This is a genomic window from Lysinibacillus sp. NPDC059133 (assembly GCF_042755925.1).
Classification (GTDB): domain Bacteria; phylum Bacillota; class Bacilli; order Bacillales_A; family Planococcaceae; genus Lysinibacillus.
In genome coordinates this window covers 1-17,054 of sequence record NZ_JBHZDH010000077.1, presented here as the reverse complement: position 1 = coordinate 17,054, position 17,054 = coordinate 1, and the positions used below count along the sequence as shown (strand labels likewise).

16 protein-coding genes are annotated in these 17,054 nt (G+C 37.2%); 7 read left to right on the top strand and 9 right to left on the bottom strand.

The features are described 5' to 3' along the window. The first annotated feature begins 346 nt into the window (after positions 1–346). Positions 347–1,462 (top strand): amidohydrolase, encoded by a 1,116-nt coding sequence (locus tag ACFXN8_RS24570; RefSeq protein WP_386848079.1) that lies wholly within the window; start codon positions 347–349, stop codon positions 1,460–1,462. A gap of 263 nt (positions 1,463–1,725) precedes the next feature. Then, the gene (gene nhaC, locus ACFXN8_RS24565; RefSeq protein WP_376076994.1) at positions 1,726–3,171 is read left to right on the top strand and encodes a Na+/H+ antiporter NhaC; all 1,446 of its coding nucleotides are present in this window, start codon (positions 1,726–1,728) and stop codon (positions 3,169–3,171) included. Between the two features lie 285 nt (positions 3,172–3,456). Here the strand turns inward: nhaC and ACFXN8_RS24560 are convergent, their stop codons facing one another. Continuing rightward, positions 3,457–4,698, bottom strand: a complete 1,242-nt coding sequence (locus tag ACFXN8_RS24560; protein WP_386848078.1) for a hypothetical protein — start codon at positions 4,696–4,698, stop codon at positions 3,457–3,459. Positions 4,699–4,783: 85 nt separating this feature from the next. On the opposite strand from ACFXN8_RS24560, the gene ACFXN8_RS24555 reads away from it, so the two are divergent. Both ACFXN8_RS24555 and ACFXN8_RS24550 read left to right on the top strand, forming a co-directional pair. Beyond that, complete coding sequence (locus tag ACFXN8_RS24555) at positions 4,784–5,896, top strand: mandelate racemase/muconate lactonizing enzyme family protein (protein ID WP_386848077.1); 1,113 nt, start codon at positions 4,784–4,786, stop codon at positions 5,894–5,896. A gap of 12 nt (positions 5,897–5,908) precedes the next feature. Next, a complete protein-coding gene (locus ACFXN8_RS24550; RefSeq protein WP_386848076.1) occupies positions 5,909–6,589 on the top strand; it encodes a GNAT family N-acetyltransferase in 681 nt (226 codons plus the stop codon). Between the two features lie 153 nt (positions 6,590–6,742). On the opposite strand, the gene ACFXN8_RS24545 is transcribed toward ACFXN8_RS24550, so the two are convergent. From ACFXN8_RS24545 to ACFXN8_RS24530, 4 genes are all read right to left on the bottom strand, one after another. Then, the gene (locus ACFXN8_RS24545; RefSeq protein ID WP_386848075.1) at positions 6,743–7,393 is read right to left on the bottom strand and encodes a YesK family protein; all 651 of its coding nucleotides are present in this window, start codon (positions 7,391–7,393) and stop codon (positions 6,743–6,745) included. 26 nt (positions 7,394–7,419) lie between these two features. Next, positions 7,420–7,905 carry a hypothetical protein gene (locus tag ACFXN8_RS24540; protein ID WP_386848074.1) on the bottom strand — a complete coding sequence of 162 codons (486 nt, stop codon included), beginning with the start codon at positions 7,903–7,905 and terminating at the stop codon, positions 7,420–7,422. 4 nt (positions 7,906–7,909) lie between these two features. Next, the gene (locus ACFXN8_RS24535; protein WP_370048417.1) at positions 7,910–8,401 is read right to left on the bottom strand and encodes an RNA polymerase sigma factor; all 492 of its coding nucleotides are present in this window, start codon (positions 8,399–8,401) and stop codon (positions 7,910–7,912) included. 261 nt (positions 8,402–8,662) lie between these two features. Continuing rightward, a complete protein-coding gene (locus ACFXN8_RS24530) occupies positions 8,663–9,370 on the bottom strand; it encodes a Fe-S oxidoreductase (RefSeq protein ID WP_386848073.1) in 708 nt (235 codons plus the stop codon). A gap of 119 nt (positions 9,371–9,489) precedes the next feature. On the opposite strand from ACFXN8_RS24530, the gene ACFXN8_RS24525 reads away from it, so the two are divergent. Further along, entirely contained in the window at positions 9,490–9,921 is a 432-nt protein-coding gene (locus tag ACFXN8_RS24525; protein ID WP_386848072.1) for a DUF4395 domain-containing protein, read from the top strand. Positions 9,922–10,358: 437 nt separating this feature from the next. Beyond that, positions 10,359–10,838: a GNAT family N-acetyltransferase gene (locus ACFXN8_RS24520; protein ID WP_386848071.1), complete on the top strand. Its 480-nt coding sequence runs from the start codon at positions 10,359–10,361 to the stop codon at positions 10,836–10,838. A gap of 70 nt (positions 10,839–10,908) precedes the next feature. Here ACFXN8_RS24520 and ACFXN8_RS24515 read toward each other — a convergent pair whose 3' ends face one another. From ACFXN8_RS24515 to ACFXN8_RS24505, 3 genes are all read right to left on the bottom strand, one after another. After that, entirely contained in the window at positions 10,909–11,874 is a 966-nt protein-coding gene (locus ACFXN8_RS24515; protein WP_376077023.1) for a DMT family transporter, read from the bottom strand. A 90-nt stretch (positions 11,875–11,964) separates the two neighbouring features. Next, positions 11,965–13,194 (bottom strand): peptidase T, encoded by a 1,230-nt coding sequence (gene pepT, locus ACFXN8_RS24510; RefSeq protein ID WP_376077024.1) that lies wholly within the window; start codon positions 13,192–13,194, stop codon positions 11,965–11,967. A 164-nt stretch (positions 13,195–13,358) separates the two neighbouring features. Further along, complete coding sequence (locus ACFXN8_RS24505; protein WP_386848070.1) at positions 13,359–14,018, bottom strand: lysoplasmalogenase; 660 nt, start codon at positions 14,016–14,018, stop codon at positions 13,359–13,361. 155 nt (positions 14,019–14,173) lie between these two features. On the opposite strand from ACFXN8_RS24505, the gene ACFXN8_RS24500 reads away from it, so the two are divergent. Then, entirely contained in the window at positions 14,174–15,862 is a 1,689-nt protein-coding gene (locus tag ACFXN8_RS24500; RefSeq protein WP_386848069.1) for a hypothetical protein, read from the top strand. Positions 15,863–16,097: 235 nt separating this feature from the next. Here the strand turns inward: ACFXN8_RS24500 and ACFXN8_RS24495 are convergent, their stop codons facing one another. Further along, entirely contained in the window at positions 16,098–16,523 is a 426-nt protein-coding gene (locus tag ACFXN8_RS24495) for a hypothetical protein (RefSeq protein ID WP_386848068.1), read from the bottom strand. Positions 16,524–17,054 lie beyond the last annotated feature (531 nt).

Genomic DNA, 17,054 nt, shown 5'->3' with positions numbered 1-17,054 from the left:
TGTGCGAAAGCGTAGTGCAACGAAGCGACAGCAACAGCACCGATGTTGGTCACGAAGGCGTTATCACAGGACGTGATGGTTTTAGCCTTCGTTCCTCTATTGCTGATCCCCAAGGAGTCGCCCAGTCTCCACTCCAATCAACTTATATATGGCATATATTTTAGTAAATGTCATACACAACTTTTGGTAATTAACCTCATTTTTTATACTTGATTTATTTCGACTGTATGGTGTCATATTAATAAAATATCCTTGTTTTTCATATATATAGGTCTAAATCCATATGTACTTTTAAGAAATAGTTTCATGTATAATGAGAAACAAAAATGCGTATAGAGGTGTAGTTATGTCAAATGCAGTAACAGTAGAAGAAGCAATTTATCAATGGTTTGAACATTTTCATAAATACCCAGAGGTAAGCTGGAAGGAATTCGAAACTACTAAAAAGATTGCGTCCATTTTAGATGAGTTAAATGTATCCTATCGTTTGTTAGGGGATGTTCCGGGGTTAATTGCTGAAATTGGTACAGGTGATGAAATTGTTGCTGTACGTGCAGATATAGATGCTTTATGGCAGGAAGTGGATGGGAAATGGCAAGCGAACCACTCTTGTGGGCATGATGCAAATATCACGATGGTACTTGGCGCTTTATTACTGCTGAAAGATCGACCATTGCAACATCGTGTTCGTTTTATTTTCCAGCCTGCTGAAGAACTTGGAAATGGAGCTTGTGCAGCCTTCGAGCGCGGAGCTGTTGATGGCGTATCGCATTTATTTGGTGTGCATTTAAGACCAATTGAAGAGCTGCCACTTGGCAAGGTATCGCCTGCTATCCATCATGGGGCAGCCTATTTTTTAGAAGGAACAATACGAGGCACTGATGCCCATGGTGCTAGACCTCATCAAGGGAAAAATGCAATCGATGTGATTATGGCCGTACAACAAATGCTCAATAGCATACATTTATCACCTTTTGAGCCTCATTCTGCAAAGCTAACGAAGATTGTTGCTGATGGTGGTAGTACGAATATTATTCCAGGTACTGCGAGCTTCTCGATGGATATTCGAGCGCAACGAAATAACCAACTAGAATTACTTCGTAGTCGTATTGAGTTTGGTTTAACATCAATCCAACAGCAGTTTGAGATTGATATGGACTGGAAATGGATAGATTTCACGCCTGGTGCCGAGGTTTCTTCAATTGCCGCACGTATGGCTAAAGAAGCAATTATTGAAACTCTTGGAAAAGAGCATCTAGCTGGGGAAATAACAACACCTGGAAGTGACGATTTTCATTTCTACACAGTTAAAAAACCTGAATTAAAAGCAACGATGGTTGGTATTGGAGCGAACTTAACGCCTGGATTACATCATCCAAAAATGACTTTTGAACGAAGTGCATTAATGGATGCTGCGAAAGTACTTGCTTGTGTGTTAGAGAAAAAACCTGAATACGAATAATGATCGCGAGAGAGCTATGTCAAAATTTCTTTGATATAGTTCTTTTTTATTTTATTTTTTATCGAAATGTATGAATATTTCGGATTGTCCTTAATAGCTATTTGAAAGCGTTTTATTGCGCTAAAATAGTCGAAATCGCTCGAGAAGCATAAAATTTTTGCGTTGACTTTTAATTTTTTGAATATTATGCTAAAAAACGTAAAAAATTATTTGCGTCTTTGACAACCGAGATTGGCAACTGGTGCAAAAAAGGGGATGGATTCATGAAAAAAGATATTAATGCTGGTTGGGCACTTCTGCCTTTTGTAATAATGATTATAGCTATGTTAATTACAGTAGTTGTGTTAGAGCAAAGTCCTCACGTACCACTTATTATCGGAACAACTGTAGCAGCAGTAGTTGCCAAAATACATGGATTTAAATGGATGGAAATTGAGGAAATGATGTATAAGGGGATACGTCTAGCTTTACCAGCAATTGTTATTATTATTTTAGTAGGCTTGACAATTGGCGCATGGATTGGCGGCGGTGTCGTAGCGACAATGATTTATTTTGGTTTAAAATTAATTTCTCCAGCTTGGTTTTTAGTAACAATCATGCTGTTATGTGCTATTGTATCACTGGCGATTGGTAGCTCATGGTCGACGATGGCTACAATAGGTGTTGCTGGTATGGGTATTGGTTTAAGTATGGGAATCCCAGCAGCAATGATTGCCGGAGCAGTTATTTCGGGTTCATACTTTGGTGATAAGATGTCACCATTATCAGATACTACTAATCTCGCAGCAGGTTTAACTGGTACCGACTTATTTGATCATATTAAGCACATGCTTTATACAACAATTCCAGCTTTAGTCATTGCAATCGTTGTATTTGGCATTATGGGAAGAAGCTTCGCAGATATTTCAATGAAATCAGAAAGCATTTTAACAACATTAAAAGTAATGGAGGAAAGTTTCGTTATTTCTCCTTGGTTATTGCTTGTACCAGTTGGTGTAATTGTACTGGTAGCGAAAAAAGTACCTGCAATTCCAGCTTTAGTTGTCGGAATTATCTCAGGATTCTTACTACAAATCTTCGTACAAGGCGGCACACCTACAATGGCTGTACATGCTTTACAAGAAGGATTCGTGATTTCAACTGGCAATGAAATGGTGGACAACCTATTTAACCGTGGTGGTTTAGATTCGATGATGAATACGGTTTCAATGACAATTGTGGCTATGACATTCGGTGGGGTGTTAGAATATTCCGGCATGTTAAAAGCACTTATGAATGTCATTGTGAAATTTGCTAAATCTACAGGAAGCTTAGTTGCTTCAACGATTGCTGCATGTATTACAACAAACGCTACATGTTCTGAGCAGTATATTTCAATTGTTGTTCCATCACGTATGTTTGCGAATGTGTATCGAGAGCGTGGCCTGCATTCGAAAAACTTATCTCGCGCGTTAGAAGATGGGGGCACACTTACTTCTGTATTCTTCCCATGGAATACTTGTGGGGTCTTTATTTTAGCAACATTAGGTGTAGGGGCCATGGAATACGCGCCATATGCAATTATTAACTTCCTAGTACCTATTATTTCAATTTTTTATGCATATATCGGATTTGCGATTGTTAAGCTGACACCTGAAGAAATGGAAGCAGCAGAGCAGCGCAAAAAAGAGCAAGAGATAGATGATGCTAATATGGTTATGGCTGACTAAATCCAAGAGTTAAAAGTTTACTCTTCTCTGATAATTAAGCTCTCGTGGATGAAGTAGCATCTCCGAGCGCTTTTCAATTAATTTATTTCAGCGGGTGTCCAAACATCCGCTGAAATAAAGGAACTCAGTCTAAGAACGCCACGTCCTGTGGCATTGCCAAAATGAGCTACATCGTGTAGTCCCTTATGTTGTTGTTGCTGTCGCTGCGCTTTCGCACAAAAAACATCTGCTGGCCTAAGGACGAAGCCGCATCTGGGACGCAATTATGCCGAGGCATAATTGATCTTAGTAGACAGCAAAGTTCAATTCATATATTGTACGTGGGCGACCTTGTTGGTGTGTCATTTCTTCACCAACTACTTTCGCATAGCCGTTATCCACTAATTTTTTAATAATGCGCTCTGTTGTGCGGCGTGTAACTTGTAAGTATTCTGAAAGATTATGAGATGTAAATTGAGCTGATTGTCGCTCTCGGCTAAAATGAATGATCTTGGAAATATTTAATGGACTTAAGCTTGTCTGCTTTGCCATTTGTAAAACGTAGGGATCATCTGTTTTTAAAGCTAGTCTTACTTCTGATTTAGGGAATGGACCTAGCAAGTTTTTATGTTCATCAAGTATATAAATTTCACAAGGTTTAGCAAATGTTAATGCATTCTTAGCATTTTGGTTAGCCTCAACGATAGAATGACCATACCCAAATGCTAGCTTAAATGACTGATCGGTTTGTTGTAATAAGTTCTGTAAGTTCTCTTTTTCGAGTGCCATTTGCAAATGCCCGGCTGTCGTATAGAGCTCAAAAGAATAAGGTGAAATTTCTTTATAAGTTGAATGTGTAGCTACAGTAATTTGCGTTAACATGTTATCGTCTATAGGTTTATTTTCAGGAGCTTCCAATAGTCCGACGACGGCTTTCGCAGATTCGGACTTTGTAAGAAGTGATTGGGATTTCGTCTCCTCTAAGTATTGAATAATGGAGTTAGTTGCATCTAACATGCGCATTGCAGGTATTTGAAGAGCCTGTAAATCATCAAACACACTATGAATACTTGTTATGACAAAGTCAATGCTGTTAGCTTCCCATAAAGCGATATGATGCTGCAATATAGATTGAGTAGGTTTAGTGATAGAAATAGGCTGAATATATGGTTTTGGACCACAATACTCTATTTCTGTTAGAACATTTTCGACAATAGCAGGATTCATAACATCAATGGAAATTCTATTTAAAGGTACTGCATGATTAGCTACAAGCGATAATAAAGTGGTAGAAATTGCCGTCTCATCTTGTTTTATATAATTCCAAGGTATGGGCAGTTCTGACAGTGCAGATTGGGCATGTAAATAGGGTAGCGTTCCTCCGAATAAAAGTGCATCACATGGCTTCATTTCCTTTAACAAAACGGGTGCCTCTGTAGGTTGATTGTAAAGATAAAAATCTATTTGAATATTCTCTATGTTTTGTGCGATACTGTTTATACGCTTCATAAATGCTTTAGAGCAGATAACCGCTATTTTAGTAGACATAGGCAACGTTCCTTTTCTATTCTATATTTTTTCAATAATTTGCGACGTATTAGCGACAACTATATTATACAGGAGACTGATAAAAATGAAAATCCAACAAGTAGAAATTTTTGCAATCCATTTACCACTTATTGATCCATTTATCATCAGTTATGCTACATATGATACGATGCCTTCTATTATTTTGAAGGTGACGACAGACACAGGTATTGTAGGCTACGGTGAAGCAGTACCAGATGAGCACGTAACAGGGGAGACGTGGGAGAGCACGTACGCGCTATTAAAAAACCAACTTGCTCCTGCAATCATTGGAGAAAATCCAATGGCCTTTGAAAAGCTTCACGATAAAATGAACAAAGTAGTGAAGGATGTCCCAGCAGCGAAGGCAGCGATTGACATTGCTTGTTTTGATATTGCAGGGAAAGCGTTACAGGTTCCAGTGTATCAACTACTAGGTGGACGTTATCATGAGAAATTCCCGATTACACATGTATTGAGCATTGGAACACCTGAGGCGATGGCAGAAGAGGCGGCTAATCGTGTGGAAATGGGCTATCAATCATTTAAAATGAAGGTAGGAACAGAGGTAGGTCGTGATGTTGCTCGTATCAAAGCGGTGCGTGAACGTGTTGGTGAAGACATCGCCATTCGTGTAGATGTAAACCAAGGATGGGGCAATGCATCAACTACATTACAAGGTTTACGTGCATTAAAGGATCTAAATATCGATTGGTTAGAGCAGCCAGTAGACAGTGAAGATATTGATGGAATGGTAGAAGTGAAGTCAAAAACAGATGTACCATTAATGATTGATGAAGGACTTCGCGGTGTACGTGAAATGCGTGAAATTATTGCGAAGCGTGCTGCAGATAAAGTTAATATTAAATTAATGAAATGCGGTGGAATTTATCCTGCTATGAAACTAGCAGTTATGGCTGAAATGGCAGGCATTGAATGCCAAATCGGTTCCATGGTAGAATCATCCGTTGGTTCAGCAGCTGGCTTCCATGTAGCATTCTCTAAAAAAATAATGACAAGTGTAGAATTAACAGGTCCATTAAAGTTCTCTAAGGATGTCGGAAACTTATACTATGATGTTCCATTTATCTGTTTAAATGAAAAACCAGGATTAGGTATCGATGTAGATGAAGAGATCCTGAAAGAATTGTGTAAGTTCTCAACAATTGTAACAGACTAAGGAGGCGGCGAAATGGAAAAAATTTATGAAGGTATGCTTGGGGAAACGCCGTTTTTTGTTACAACATTAAATCTTCAACAGTTGCAAGAAATTGAAAAATTACAGCTTGAGGTTTATGAATCATTAGCAGACCAAAGTATATTACAGCCATTAAGCACGGAGGAATTTGACTATATTTTAAGCGGCAATGGCATGATGATCGGTGCTTTCGTAGGGGATGAGTTAATGGCCTTTCGCGCACTATTGAACCCACCTGTCGATGACGAACACCTTGGCTATGATTGCGGGATTGGCGAGGATGAATTTCATAAAGTTTTATATCAAGAAATATCGAATGTCTCACCAACATATCGTGGTTACGGATTACAAAAAACATTAGCTCAAGTTGTCATGGGACATATCGATTTAGCAAAATATGATTATGTATGCTCAACGGTAAAGCCATATAATATCCCTAGTTTAAAAGATAAATTTTCCCAAGGATTACTCGTAAAGGGATTAAAGATAAAGTATGTAGATAAGCTACGATATATTTTCTATAAGGACTTACGACAAGAGCTACCAATCTTTAAAGAGAAGAAGTCGATATCGATGGGGGATACATTTGGCCAGCAACAACTTTTGAAGCAGGGCTACATAGGTACTTCTATGTATGAGGATCAAGATGATTGGTTCGTCGTTTATGAAAAATAAATAACAGAAAAAAGCCTTACCTTTTACTTATTGTGAGAGGTAGGGCTTAGCTTATCGACAAAATAAATATAAACTAAGTTGTATCAATAATCAAAGGTTGATTTTCACTTCGAGCTGGGGCTTTTCGCGCAAGCTCATCCCGCAGGAGTCTTTTTAGTTATTAAATTTAGAACTGATAATCTCTCCATCAGTTGTTTGGACCACTAACGGCTCAACAATTTTTTCTAGACCTATCTTTATAAAGGGGAGTCCCGTTTCTTTCCCTTTATCGACGACCTTAACTGTGATTTCAGTGTTCCCTATGGTCTTTACATCTTTTACTTCCAGATGCTTTCCTTCATATTTCTCGCCTAATTGAATATGAATTTGTTTCATTCCTTCAGAAATCGTAGATACCTCGTAGTAGGAGGATGTATCTTTACCAGCCACTATAACGCCTTCTTCATTGATCCAATAACCTTTATCTAAAGTGATCGTCCAACCAATAATAGCAAAAATAAGGACTGGGACTATAAATAAGATTGATTTATCCACTTTGTTAAATTCAGATTTTTTTAGGCCTTGCGTAAAAGGAAGTAACGACGTCCCAACTATGGCAGCTATCAAAATACCTGCTCCAATAATGCCAAAACCCATCCCTTCAAAGCCTCTCACTTTGAACAATCCGTATAGGACGGTAAACACAGCAATTAAAAATGTCACAATCGGAGCCAAGTAGAACTTTCCTGTTTTTTTCATAGCTATTAAAGTAAAAAGGAAAATACATGCCCCTATAATGAAACCAACTAAACTTATCGTTCCCAATTTGTTCACCCCAATATATTAATGTATTAATTGAAAATCGACATAAATGTGTCTAGAAAAAATATGATCCCCAAATCAAAGAGAATTGAGAGTATAATCCACCTTTTGGTAAAAAACGTCATCGTGAATACTGATAAAAAAATAGCTGCTGGGAAATAGAACATGAAAGTGACACTTTTGATATATTCAATGGCTGCATCAGCAGACAGTTCCCAGTTGTAAAAGTAAAAAGAAGAATAAATGATATAAAATAAAATGAAGGCTCTAATGGAAATAAACAACCATTTAAGGCCATGATTAAACTGAACTAATTTCTTTAATGGCTTTATTTCTACTTCTTCACTCTGCTCTAACATCGGATAAATTCCTTCAGCTAATTCATTAAATAATTGCCTACACTCACTACAGTCTTGAATATGTTCCAAAACTATATCTTTTGTTGCCTGTTCTAGCTCATCAAATACAGAGATTAACTCCCGCGAAAGAATATGAATCTTTTGGGAATCCTCCATCTTTTCACCTCTTTCTAGCCATCTGCTTTCTCATCCTAAATATCTTGGACTTTAATGTAGGGATAGGTATATCCAAAAGTGTACTTATTTCTTGATAATCATAACCATAATGAAACTTAGCTAAAAAAATGGCCTTATCATGCGTCGATAAATAACCTAAGGTAGTTATAATTTGGGAATTTATGATTGCCTTTGATTCAGGTGTTTGATTATCAATTAATAAGCTTTCAATGACACTTTCATCATGAAACAGCGCTGGTTTTCTTTTTTTGTAATGATCGAGGAGTGTATTTTTAGCTGCCTTCACTAACCAGCTTTTCATATAAGTAACTTGTTGCACTTTTGATGGATCTGTTAAGATTTTTGCAAATAACTCTTGAATGATGTCATCGGCTACGTCATAACTTTTAGTTAATCCAATTAAAAAGTTCCGCAAATATGTGTAATGCTCCTCATAAATCTCTTCAATCACCTCAAATGGATTTTGATTTATCATTTTTATCCTCCGTAAGATATCGCGCACTAAAGAGACGACTCAAATTGGAAAAGGTTTTAAATTTTTTAGGATAATAGTAAAAATGGAAATTGCCGCACATCTTCATATTAGAATGCTTCATCAAAATTCATCCCCAGCCCATAATTTGTAATATATAAAAAGAATCCAATTTGAATAAAAGATTAATCAAATTGGATTCTTTTTCATTAAGTTTCTATATATTCTTAACTGGATTACTCTGTAGAATGACTTGCATCTTTTTTATTTAATTGGGCAAAAGCCACAAGCCATTAAACCAGGTATGTCTTTAGAAAAACAACATGATTTTCGTACAGGAACGTTCACTAAATTAGTGGGGCTTTGACCTCCTGTATATTGTGCCCACCAAGATTTGTTGGAGAAACGAGCCCATGTTTTAGGGTCCTCTAAAGCTTCAATATCCTCCATTGCTTGATCGGCTAGCCCAGGATTAGAAAGCAATATGTGATAGTGCCAAAGTAAATATCCAAAGAAATTCTCCCAAATAGTAAGAGGGGAAATAGATGTTACTTTACGAAGCTGTTGAACGATAACATGCCCATCATATAGAATCTTTTCAATAACGGCTTGACGTTCTTCCTCCTCGACATAACGCCAATCGTTTGGGTTAACAAACATGGCGACTGTAAAACTGTCGAATTCTTTTGCTGCGTCAAAGCGAAGCTCGATCGGTTTACCGTTCCACACCTCGTCATAAGCAGCAAGCATGTAAAGTTGCATAGCGAAAAACATACCGTAGCGGCGTGCAAAATGAGAAATAGCGGCTGTTTCTGTTGCTGCGTCTGTAATACCCATCATCAAGTTTAAAAAATCAGGATGGTAAAAGTCTTTATGTATATCAGCTAATGTAAATAATGTCCGCTTTGGTTCTGTCGTATAAATGCTATAGGAATTCAATTGACGAACTTGATCCATCGTTAATGCTGGCATTGTCATCACCTTTTCTTTCAATCATCTGTTACGTTTATTATAAATTAATCATTTTTACTTCACAAATGGAATGCAGTATAGTAAAATACATTAAACATATCCGAAAGGTAGGTTTTAAAATGTCACAGCCTCATGCAATTCCAAGGCCTCTCGTTCGACTTAATCAATGGACGATTTTTTTGAGTGTCATTCTAACGTGGATAACAGGTGTCTTTTGGATTTTAGCAATTCCTTTAATAGCAAATTTACTTGGTCTTTTATGCGATTTTAACCCTATTATTCGAGTAGGGAAGCTGTTTTTAAAAAAGGCGCCATCTACATATATACCAGAGGATGCGCAGCAGCAAAAATTTAATTCCAGTATTGCTAGCTTATGTTTAGCAGGTGGGATATTAAGTTACTGGCTTAAATGGCAGGTGGTTGGCTATATCTTTACGGGAATGGTTGCTGCAGCTTCATCGGTAGCAATTGCAGGCTTTTGTATAGGTTGCTTCCTACATTTTCAACTAAAGCAATGGCAATATCGTCGCTCGCTGAAGAAGGCATTGTGACATTAATTTCTTTTAGCAGAAAGAAATTGAAAAAACTTTAAGAAATTTTCAGATTAATGTTGACTTTATAATTGATAATGATTATCATTATCGTATAAAGATTATTCCTCGTCTACAATACAGTGTAGAGAGGGTGAACTTTAGCTACTTTTCTCCAGAAGTTTGCTAGTTCATGATAACGCTCCTAAAACCCCCCTCATTTTTTGGGAACGTAAAATCTCTAGACGACTCACTCCATTGTGACTGAGTCGTCTTTTTTTGATTGAAACTGCAATTGTTCCGATAAAACGAGATAATATTCCGATAAAAGCTAAAATTGTTCCGATAAATCTTCAAAGTATTCCTATAAAAATGAACTCATCGCCACGTTATGCTGATTACCCTAAAAATTACAATTTAATATATAATATACCTTAATAAGAAGGGGTGATTATTTCATGTTTTATATTAGAAATTTCGAAAACGAGTTTGAGTTCTTTCTAGATATGTTATATGAGTCTATTCATATTCCTGAGAATAAACCATCAAAAGAAGTTTTACTAAACTCGCCTGACATAAGAAAATATCACGAAGGTTGGGGGAGAAAGGGAGATAGAGTGTTGATTGCTTTTAACACAGAAGATCAAACTGTTGGTGCAGTCTGGTACAGATTGTTTGACGACAATAAAAAAAGTTATGGTTATATTGATGGCAACACGCCTGAAATAGGAATGGCTGTTTCAAAAGAAGTAAGAGGAAGAGGAGTGGGAACTTTACTAATGCATAAAATAATCCAACAAGCAAAGGATGAAGGATACAATACCATTTCACTTAGTGTAGACCTCGAAAATGACACGGCTATTAATATGTATCAAAAACTAGGCTTTAAAGATTATGAAGTAGTAGGGACATCTAAAACAATGATTTATAAATTTTAGTGTTCTCTAGAATGAAAAATGTACACTACTAAAATAGTAATGTACATTTTTATATTTTTTGTCTTTCATATTACTGAGTAGAACTACTGCTAGGAACAGCGCTTTTTTTTCCTAGTATCATCGTATAGTAGCTATGTAATAGCATGCCAACAATGATGACACCTAGACCTGCGAGAGCAATTGGATTTGGGAATGCGATACCGAGCAACAATACTTCACCAATAATGACAAAGAGTATTTCAGTCGATTGTGTTGCTTCAACTGCTGCAAGCTTGCCTTGATGATCGCGAACACGGTCGGTTGCAATGAAAAATAATGTTGTGGCGATGACACCAGAGCTTATACCTACAAGCAACGATTGCATCACTTGGCTGCTTGAAGGGAGCCCGACCGTTGCCATTGCATAAATGGCTAGAATAATCCATGCGGGCATCGAGGCGATGGTCATCCCGAGAACTCGTTGATATGTATCGATACGTCCGCCACAGATTTCCATCATTTTGCGATTACCAAGAGGGTACGCAAAAGCAGCAATGACAACAGGTAAAATGCCAAGCATTAAACTTTTAAGTGGAACGGATTGTGCCTGTGGTACTTGGATAAGTAAAATGCCGACTAAAATGACACATGAAATGAGTAATGAAATAAGCGGTATTTTTTGACGTACTGTTTTCCCAGCTACTACTGAAACAAATAGGGGAGCTAGTAATACACCAGCGACAATTGTCAATTGCCATGTTCCGGAAACGAGCCAACCTGGACCGAATGCTGCTGCAAATGTCAGTGGGGCATAGAACAATACGAACCCAATAAAGCTCCAAAGCAGCCAAGCTACAGGCTGTGCTTTCATCTCACCTGATAGTTTGGAAAAGCCTCTTCGATAAAAGACGATCGCAAGTAAAAACGGTAGCATGAAGAAATAGCGCAGCGATGCACTCCATAGCCAGCTACCACCTTGCATTTCCATTGCATGATTCAATATAAATGTAACAGCAAAAAAAAGTGAGGCTAAAATGCCCAATGCAATTTCTTTCATTAAAATCACCTCAAAATCCTTTGTTTAATTTGAAAATTCAGTCATCACTTTCGGAAAAATTAAGAAGAAGGGGTAAACCCTTCTTCTTAATTATTTTCCTTGTTGTTCAAATAGCTCAACAATCTCAACAATCACTTGTGTAGCTTTCTCCATTGTTTCTGCAGATACATATTCGAATTTACCGTGCATATTTTCGCCACCTGCAAAAATGTTTGGTGTCGGTAAGCCCATGTAAGAAAGCTGTGAACCATCAGTACCGCCACGGATTGGTAATGTAATTGGAGTAATATCTAACTTTTCCATTGCTATGCGTGCAATGTCAACGATTTCTTTAACAGGCTCAATTTTTTCGCCCATATTATAGTATTGATCTTCCATAGTAATGCTTAAAGCATCCTCGCCATATTGGGCTTTAATTTTTGCTGCAGCATCAAGAATTAATTGCTTTTTCGCCTCGAACTTTTGACGGTCATGGTCACGGACGATATAAGAAAGCTCAGTATGTTCAATCGCACCGTTAAAGCCCATTAAGTGAATAAAGCCCTCATAGCCTTCCGTTTTTTCTGGTACTTCATTGGTAGGCATTTCATTTTGGAAAGCGATCGCCATTGTGATGGCATTGACCATTTTATTTTTTGCAGAACCAGGGTGTACACTCGTACCTTTAGTCACAACCTTTACACCTGCTGCATTAAAGCTTTCGTATTGTAGCTCGCCAAGTGGTCCGCCATCCATCGTATAAGCATAGTCGGCTCCAAATGCAGCCACATCAAATTTATGAGGACCGCGACCAATTTCTTCGTCGGGTGTAAACGCTACACGCAATTTACCATGTTTAATAGAAGGAGTGTTTACTAGGTATTCCATAGCCGTCATAATTTCTGCGATACCAGCTTTATCGTCAGCACCTAATAATGTCGTACCATCCGTTGTAATTAACGTTTGACCTACATAATTTTTAAGCTCAGGAAAATCCGTTGGCGACATCGCTAGATTTTCATTGAGCTGGATAACTCCGCCATCATAGTTGTCAATGCGCTGTGGATTAACGTTTGTGCCAGTGAAATCTGTTGTCGTGTCCACATGTGCTAAAAAACCAATAGTAGGCACTTTTTTATCTGTATTTGCTTCGAGTGTCGCAAATAAATAACCATTTTCATCTAATGTAATATCAGTTAAGCCTATTGCAGCTAGTTCATCTTTTAGTACATGCAATAAGTCAAATTGCTTTTGTGTTGAAGGAGTTGTTTCGCTTGTGAAATCAGATTGTGTATCAATTTTTGCATAACGAATTAAACGCTCGATTACTTGTTCTTTCATAAGTATGGCCTCCTAATGTATATGTTTAACTTCTTTCAGCGGGTGTCCAAACACCCGCTGAAAGAAGTTAAAGCCTCCGGCGGATGTCACGGAATCGGAAAAGAAGTTCTTTGTGCAAGCACAAAGCCGATTCTGGACGCAATTATGCCGAGGCATAATTGATATTATTGTAACACTTTACTTCGGATTTCGGAATATTGAGAAATGCTTAAGGCAATTAGTATTTGGGCACCGTAATAGGTCAACATAATAACCTCGTGTGAAAATGGTAAGGGCATAACAAACTTGTTAATAGATAAATAGGAATCTGATGAGATAAATAGCAGAGCTCCAATCGTTGCAAATATAGAACCTGTTCGAATCGCCGTCCAACCCATCGTTAGTATGACCGAAATATAGGCAATGACCGCGATACCAAGCACGACTTCCCCTGATGAAAACACGGTACCTGCAATCCACGCAGCCATACTTGCCCCGTAAACGAGTAAGACAATCTTCGCCCAAGTCGGTACTTGTCGTTCATTAGTAGAAAAAAAGGCGAGGATATAAAAAATATGCCCGATTAAGAAGCTTGTTAGTCCAACTAGAAACCACTGTAGTGTATAATCACCGACCATACAAAACACAAGTCCGATGACGATCAGTAGTTGATACTTTTTAATGCCTAAATTTTTTTGTGTAGCGGCTAAAATAATGATCAGAAGCATTGGAATAACTTTAAAGATAAGTATCAAGTTTTCTGGAATATGGGGCAGGAAAAAAATATAATATAGACCAAATAAAATAATAAATGTTACTAAAATTTTTTTAGACAAATTTCTCATCTCCTTTTCTTTGAAATTCTTTATCTATGTTGAAATTTCCTTTATTCTTTTGTGAAAGAAATGCACAAAGGGGTTTCTATACTCATCGTATGAATGAAACTTTTTTAGTATGTAGCCGTAAATAAGAGGACAGTAGGTAAGAGAGGGTGAACGAAATGACCAAGCTATTAATAGCTTCAGCAGTCATTGGACTAATTGCGAGTGTTTTATTAACACCGCTTATAACGAAAAAGCGAGAAGACGGATCTAGAAAGGTAATTGGATTCTTCTTTATCGGTGTATTTGTACTAGGATCTTTAGCTACTGGTATAACAGTATATGTGACGAAAATGGATGTAAACTGGCTTGCTTTTTGGCCCGCTATTATTCTATTAACATTAGGTGGTGCGCTTCTTGCAAGTGGTATTGAAAGAAAAATAAAGGGTGTTTTATTTTTAGCTAGTTTAGGTGTTGCGGTGTTTGTATTATCAGCTCCTTTATGGAATGCAAACGAAAAATATAAATCAGCTGAAATGAAGGAAAAGGTTGAAATAAAACCATTCGATGAAACACAAACACCCGCAAGTGTTCCTCCTAAATTTGCGCGTAATAAGATGAAAAAAGCGTTCGGGCAAGTACCGAATACGAGTTATTACGAGCTTGGACGCTTACAAATTCAAAAAGTGAATGGTGAGTATGTTTATATAGCACCGGTTGAGTTCTCTGGTTTCTTTAAATGGTTCAATGGCGGGACGACTCCTGGTTACTTTATAATGAGTGCAACAGATTCAGCGGATAATCCTAAATTTGTTGAGCAGGAAATGAAGTATGTTCCGTCTGCTTATTTAAATTCAAATTTAGAGCGTCATATTCGTTTACAACATCCATTCCTTGTTTTTTGTGGAGATGTTCAGCTTGAAATAGATGATGAAGGTAAGCCATACTACATCCGTTCATATGGTGAATTTATTTCAGCGCGTAATGGCTTCGATGTAAAAGGGATCGTGCTTGTAGATGCGCTTTCAGGAAAATCAGAAGTGATCAAGCTAGAGGATGTCCCAGAATTTATTGATGGAGCGGTTTCTCCAGAGACAGTAAGCTTACAAAATAGTTATTTTGGTAACTACGTACACGGATTTTGGAACAGTCAGTTTGGGAAAAAAGATGTAAAACTTCCTTCAGATGAGGGAACAGAGGCAAATGTTAGCCCGATCTTTGACGAAAAGGGCGATATGTATTATTTCACAGACTTTACGAGCCCTAAAGAGGGTGTCGATTCAATGCTTGGCTATTCCTTAACAAATGCCCGAACAGGTCAAGCGACTTATTACACTGGAAATTTAGACGCTTCTTATATGGATTCACAAGGTAATTTGCAAATTATTGAGAAGAAATTTATTGAAAAGAAATGGTCTGGCGAAATGCCGGTGTTGTATAACTTTTACGGTGAGGCTAGCTGGCTAACCGCGGTGCTTGACTCAAATGGTTTCTTACAAAATTATTTCATCGTATCTGCGGCAAATCCTGAAATTTCCGTTTATGCGACAACCCCTAAAGAGGCTTTGAAATTATATAAAACAGCCTTAAGTCGTGGTGGAACGACAGTAGAAGGAAGCTCACATGCAGAAGAGAAAAATGTAAGTGGAAAGGTACTTCGCGTATACAAGGAACGTCTTGGCGAATATACAGTTGTATCATTTTTACTTAATAACGGGGAAAACTATTTGGTAAGCTCAGAAACAGAACCACTTGCAATTTATTTACAAGAAGGTGATGATGTCATTCTTACTTATGGTGATACAGGAGAACAGTTCTTACCAGTTCGATCAATGGTTGTTAAAGGATTAATAGAAGAAAAAAGATAAAATCAATTTCGCCTTGGCGTAATTGCGTCCGGATTTTGAATTGTGCCTGCACAATTCATTCCTTTCAAAATCCGTGACATCCGCCGGAGGCTTTTTCTTCATTTAGTAGGTGTTTGTGCACCATTTAAAATGAACCATATCCATATTTATCTCACCACCTTTAAAAGTGGGAGTCTTCTACTGAATGAAGAAAAAAGACGATCAAGTAGTAATGCGCTACGAAGATCGTCTTTTTTTATGTTGGCTGAGATTCCATATAATGAAGCATCTTTTCCTGGTGGTTCGTATAAAGTGCTTTGGCATGATCGTTTAACGCAAATATTTCATGAATGTACCCTTGGAGTAATTTATGTTCATATTCAAAAGTATAAGAATCTTCATTTTCTACTATATGCGCTAATAAAAGTGTATGTAAGACAGCGACTTCTAAATTTTGTGTGTTTGTAATGAATTTTAAGTTGAGGATGGTAGTGTGCGAAACGAATTGATTTACATAATCAATAGCATTCTTATAAACGGCTAAGTCAATATGTGGTTCAAGTCGTTTTCTTAATAATGTACAATTATTATTTAAGTCTTGAATTTTTAAAAACAAACCTCTTACACTTCGCTTATGCTGTTGTTCTAAGGTACGAGCAAGATCTTTATTGACATGGGACATTTTTACATAATTCCTTTCCGCATAGTGGTCATCTAATAGTATTAATGGAATTATATAAAAAGGAAAGAGTCTTTTTGTTTAATTTATATTTAAATTTAACTTCTTCCAGCGGATATTCAAGCACCTGCTGAAATATAGGAACTCAGTCTAAGAACGCCAGCGAATTAGGGGAGGTGTCCGTTTTTTATTGTTTTAGAACCCTGGACACGAAAGATATTAAACTGAAATGAACTCAATTATTATATAGGAAGCTTTTCAACGAAATGAAAAAGCATAAATTTTTATTCGAAAAGGTGTTGACCTTTTTGGATTAAGGGTGTAGTATTATACAAGTCGTTAAGATAACTACTGAAAAACAACAACTACATTAAATAAATTAGTTGTTGACATCGAGTTTACGACATGATATTATATAAGAGTTGCTGCTGAAAAAACAGCGACGAAATGAACCTTGAAAACTGAACAAGCAAAACGTAATCAATAAAGTTTTTAGTAGCTAACCTTGAGTTGGTGAACGAAACAAAATTTTGG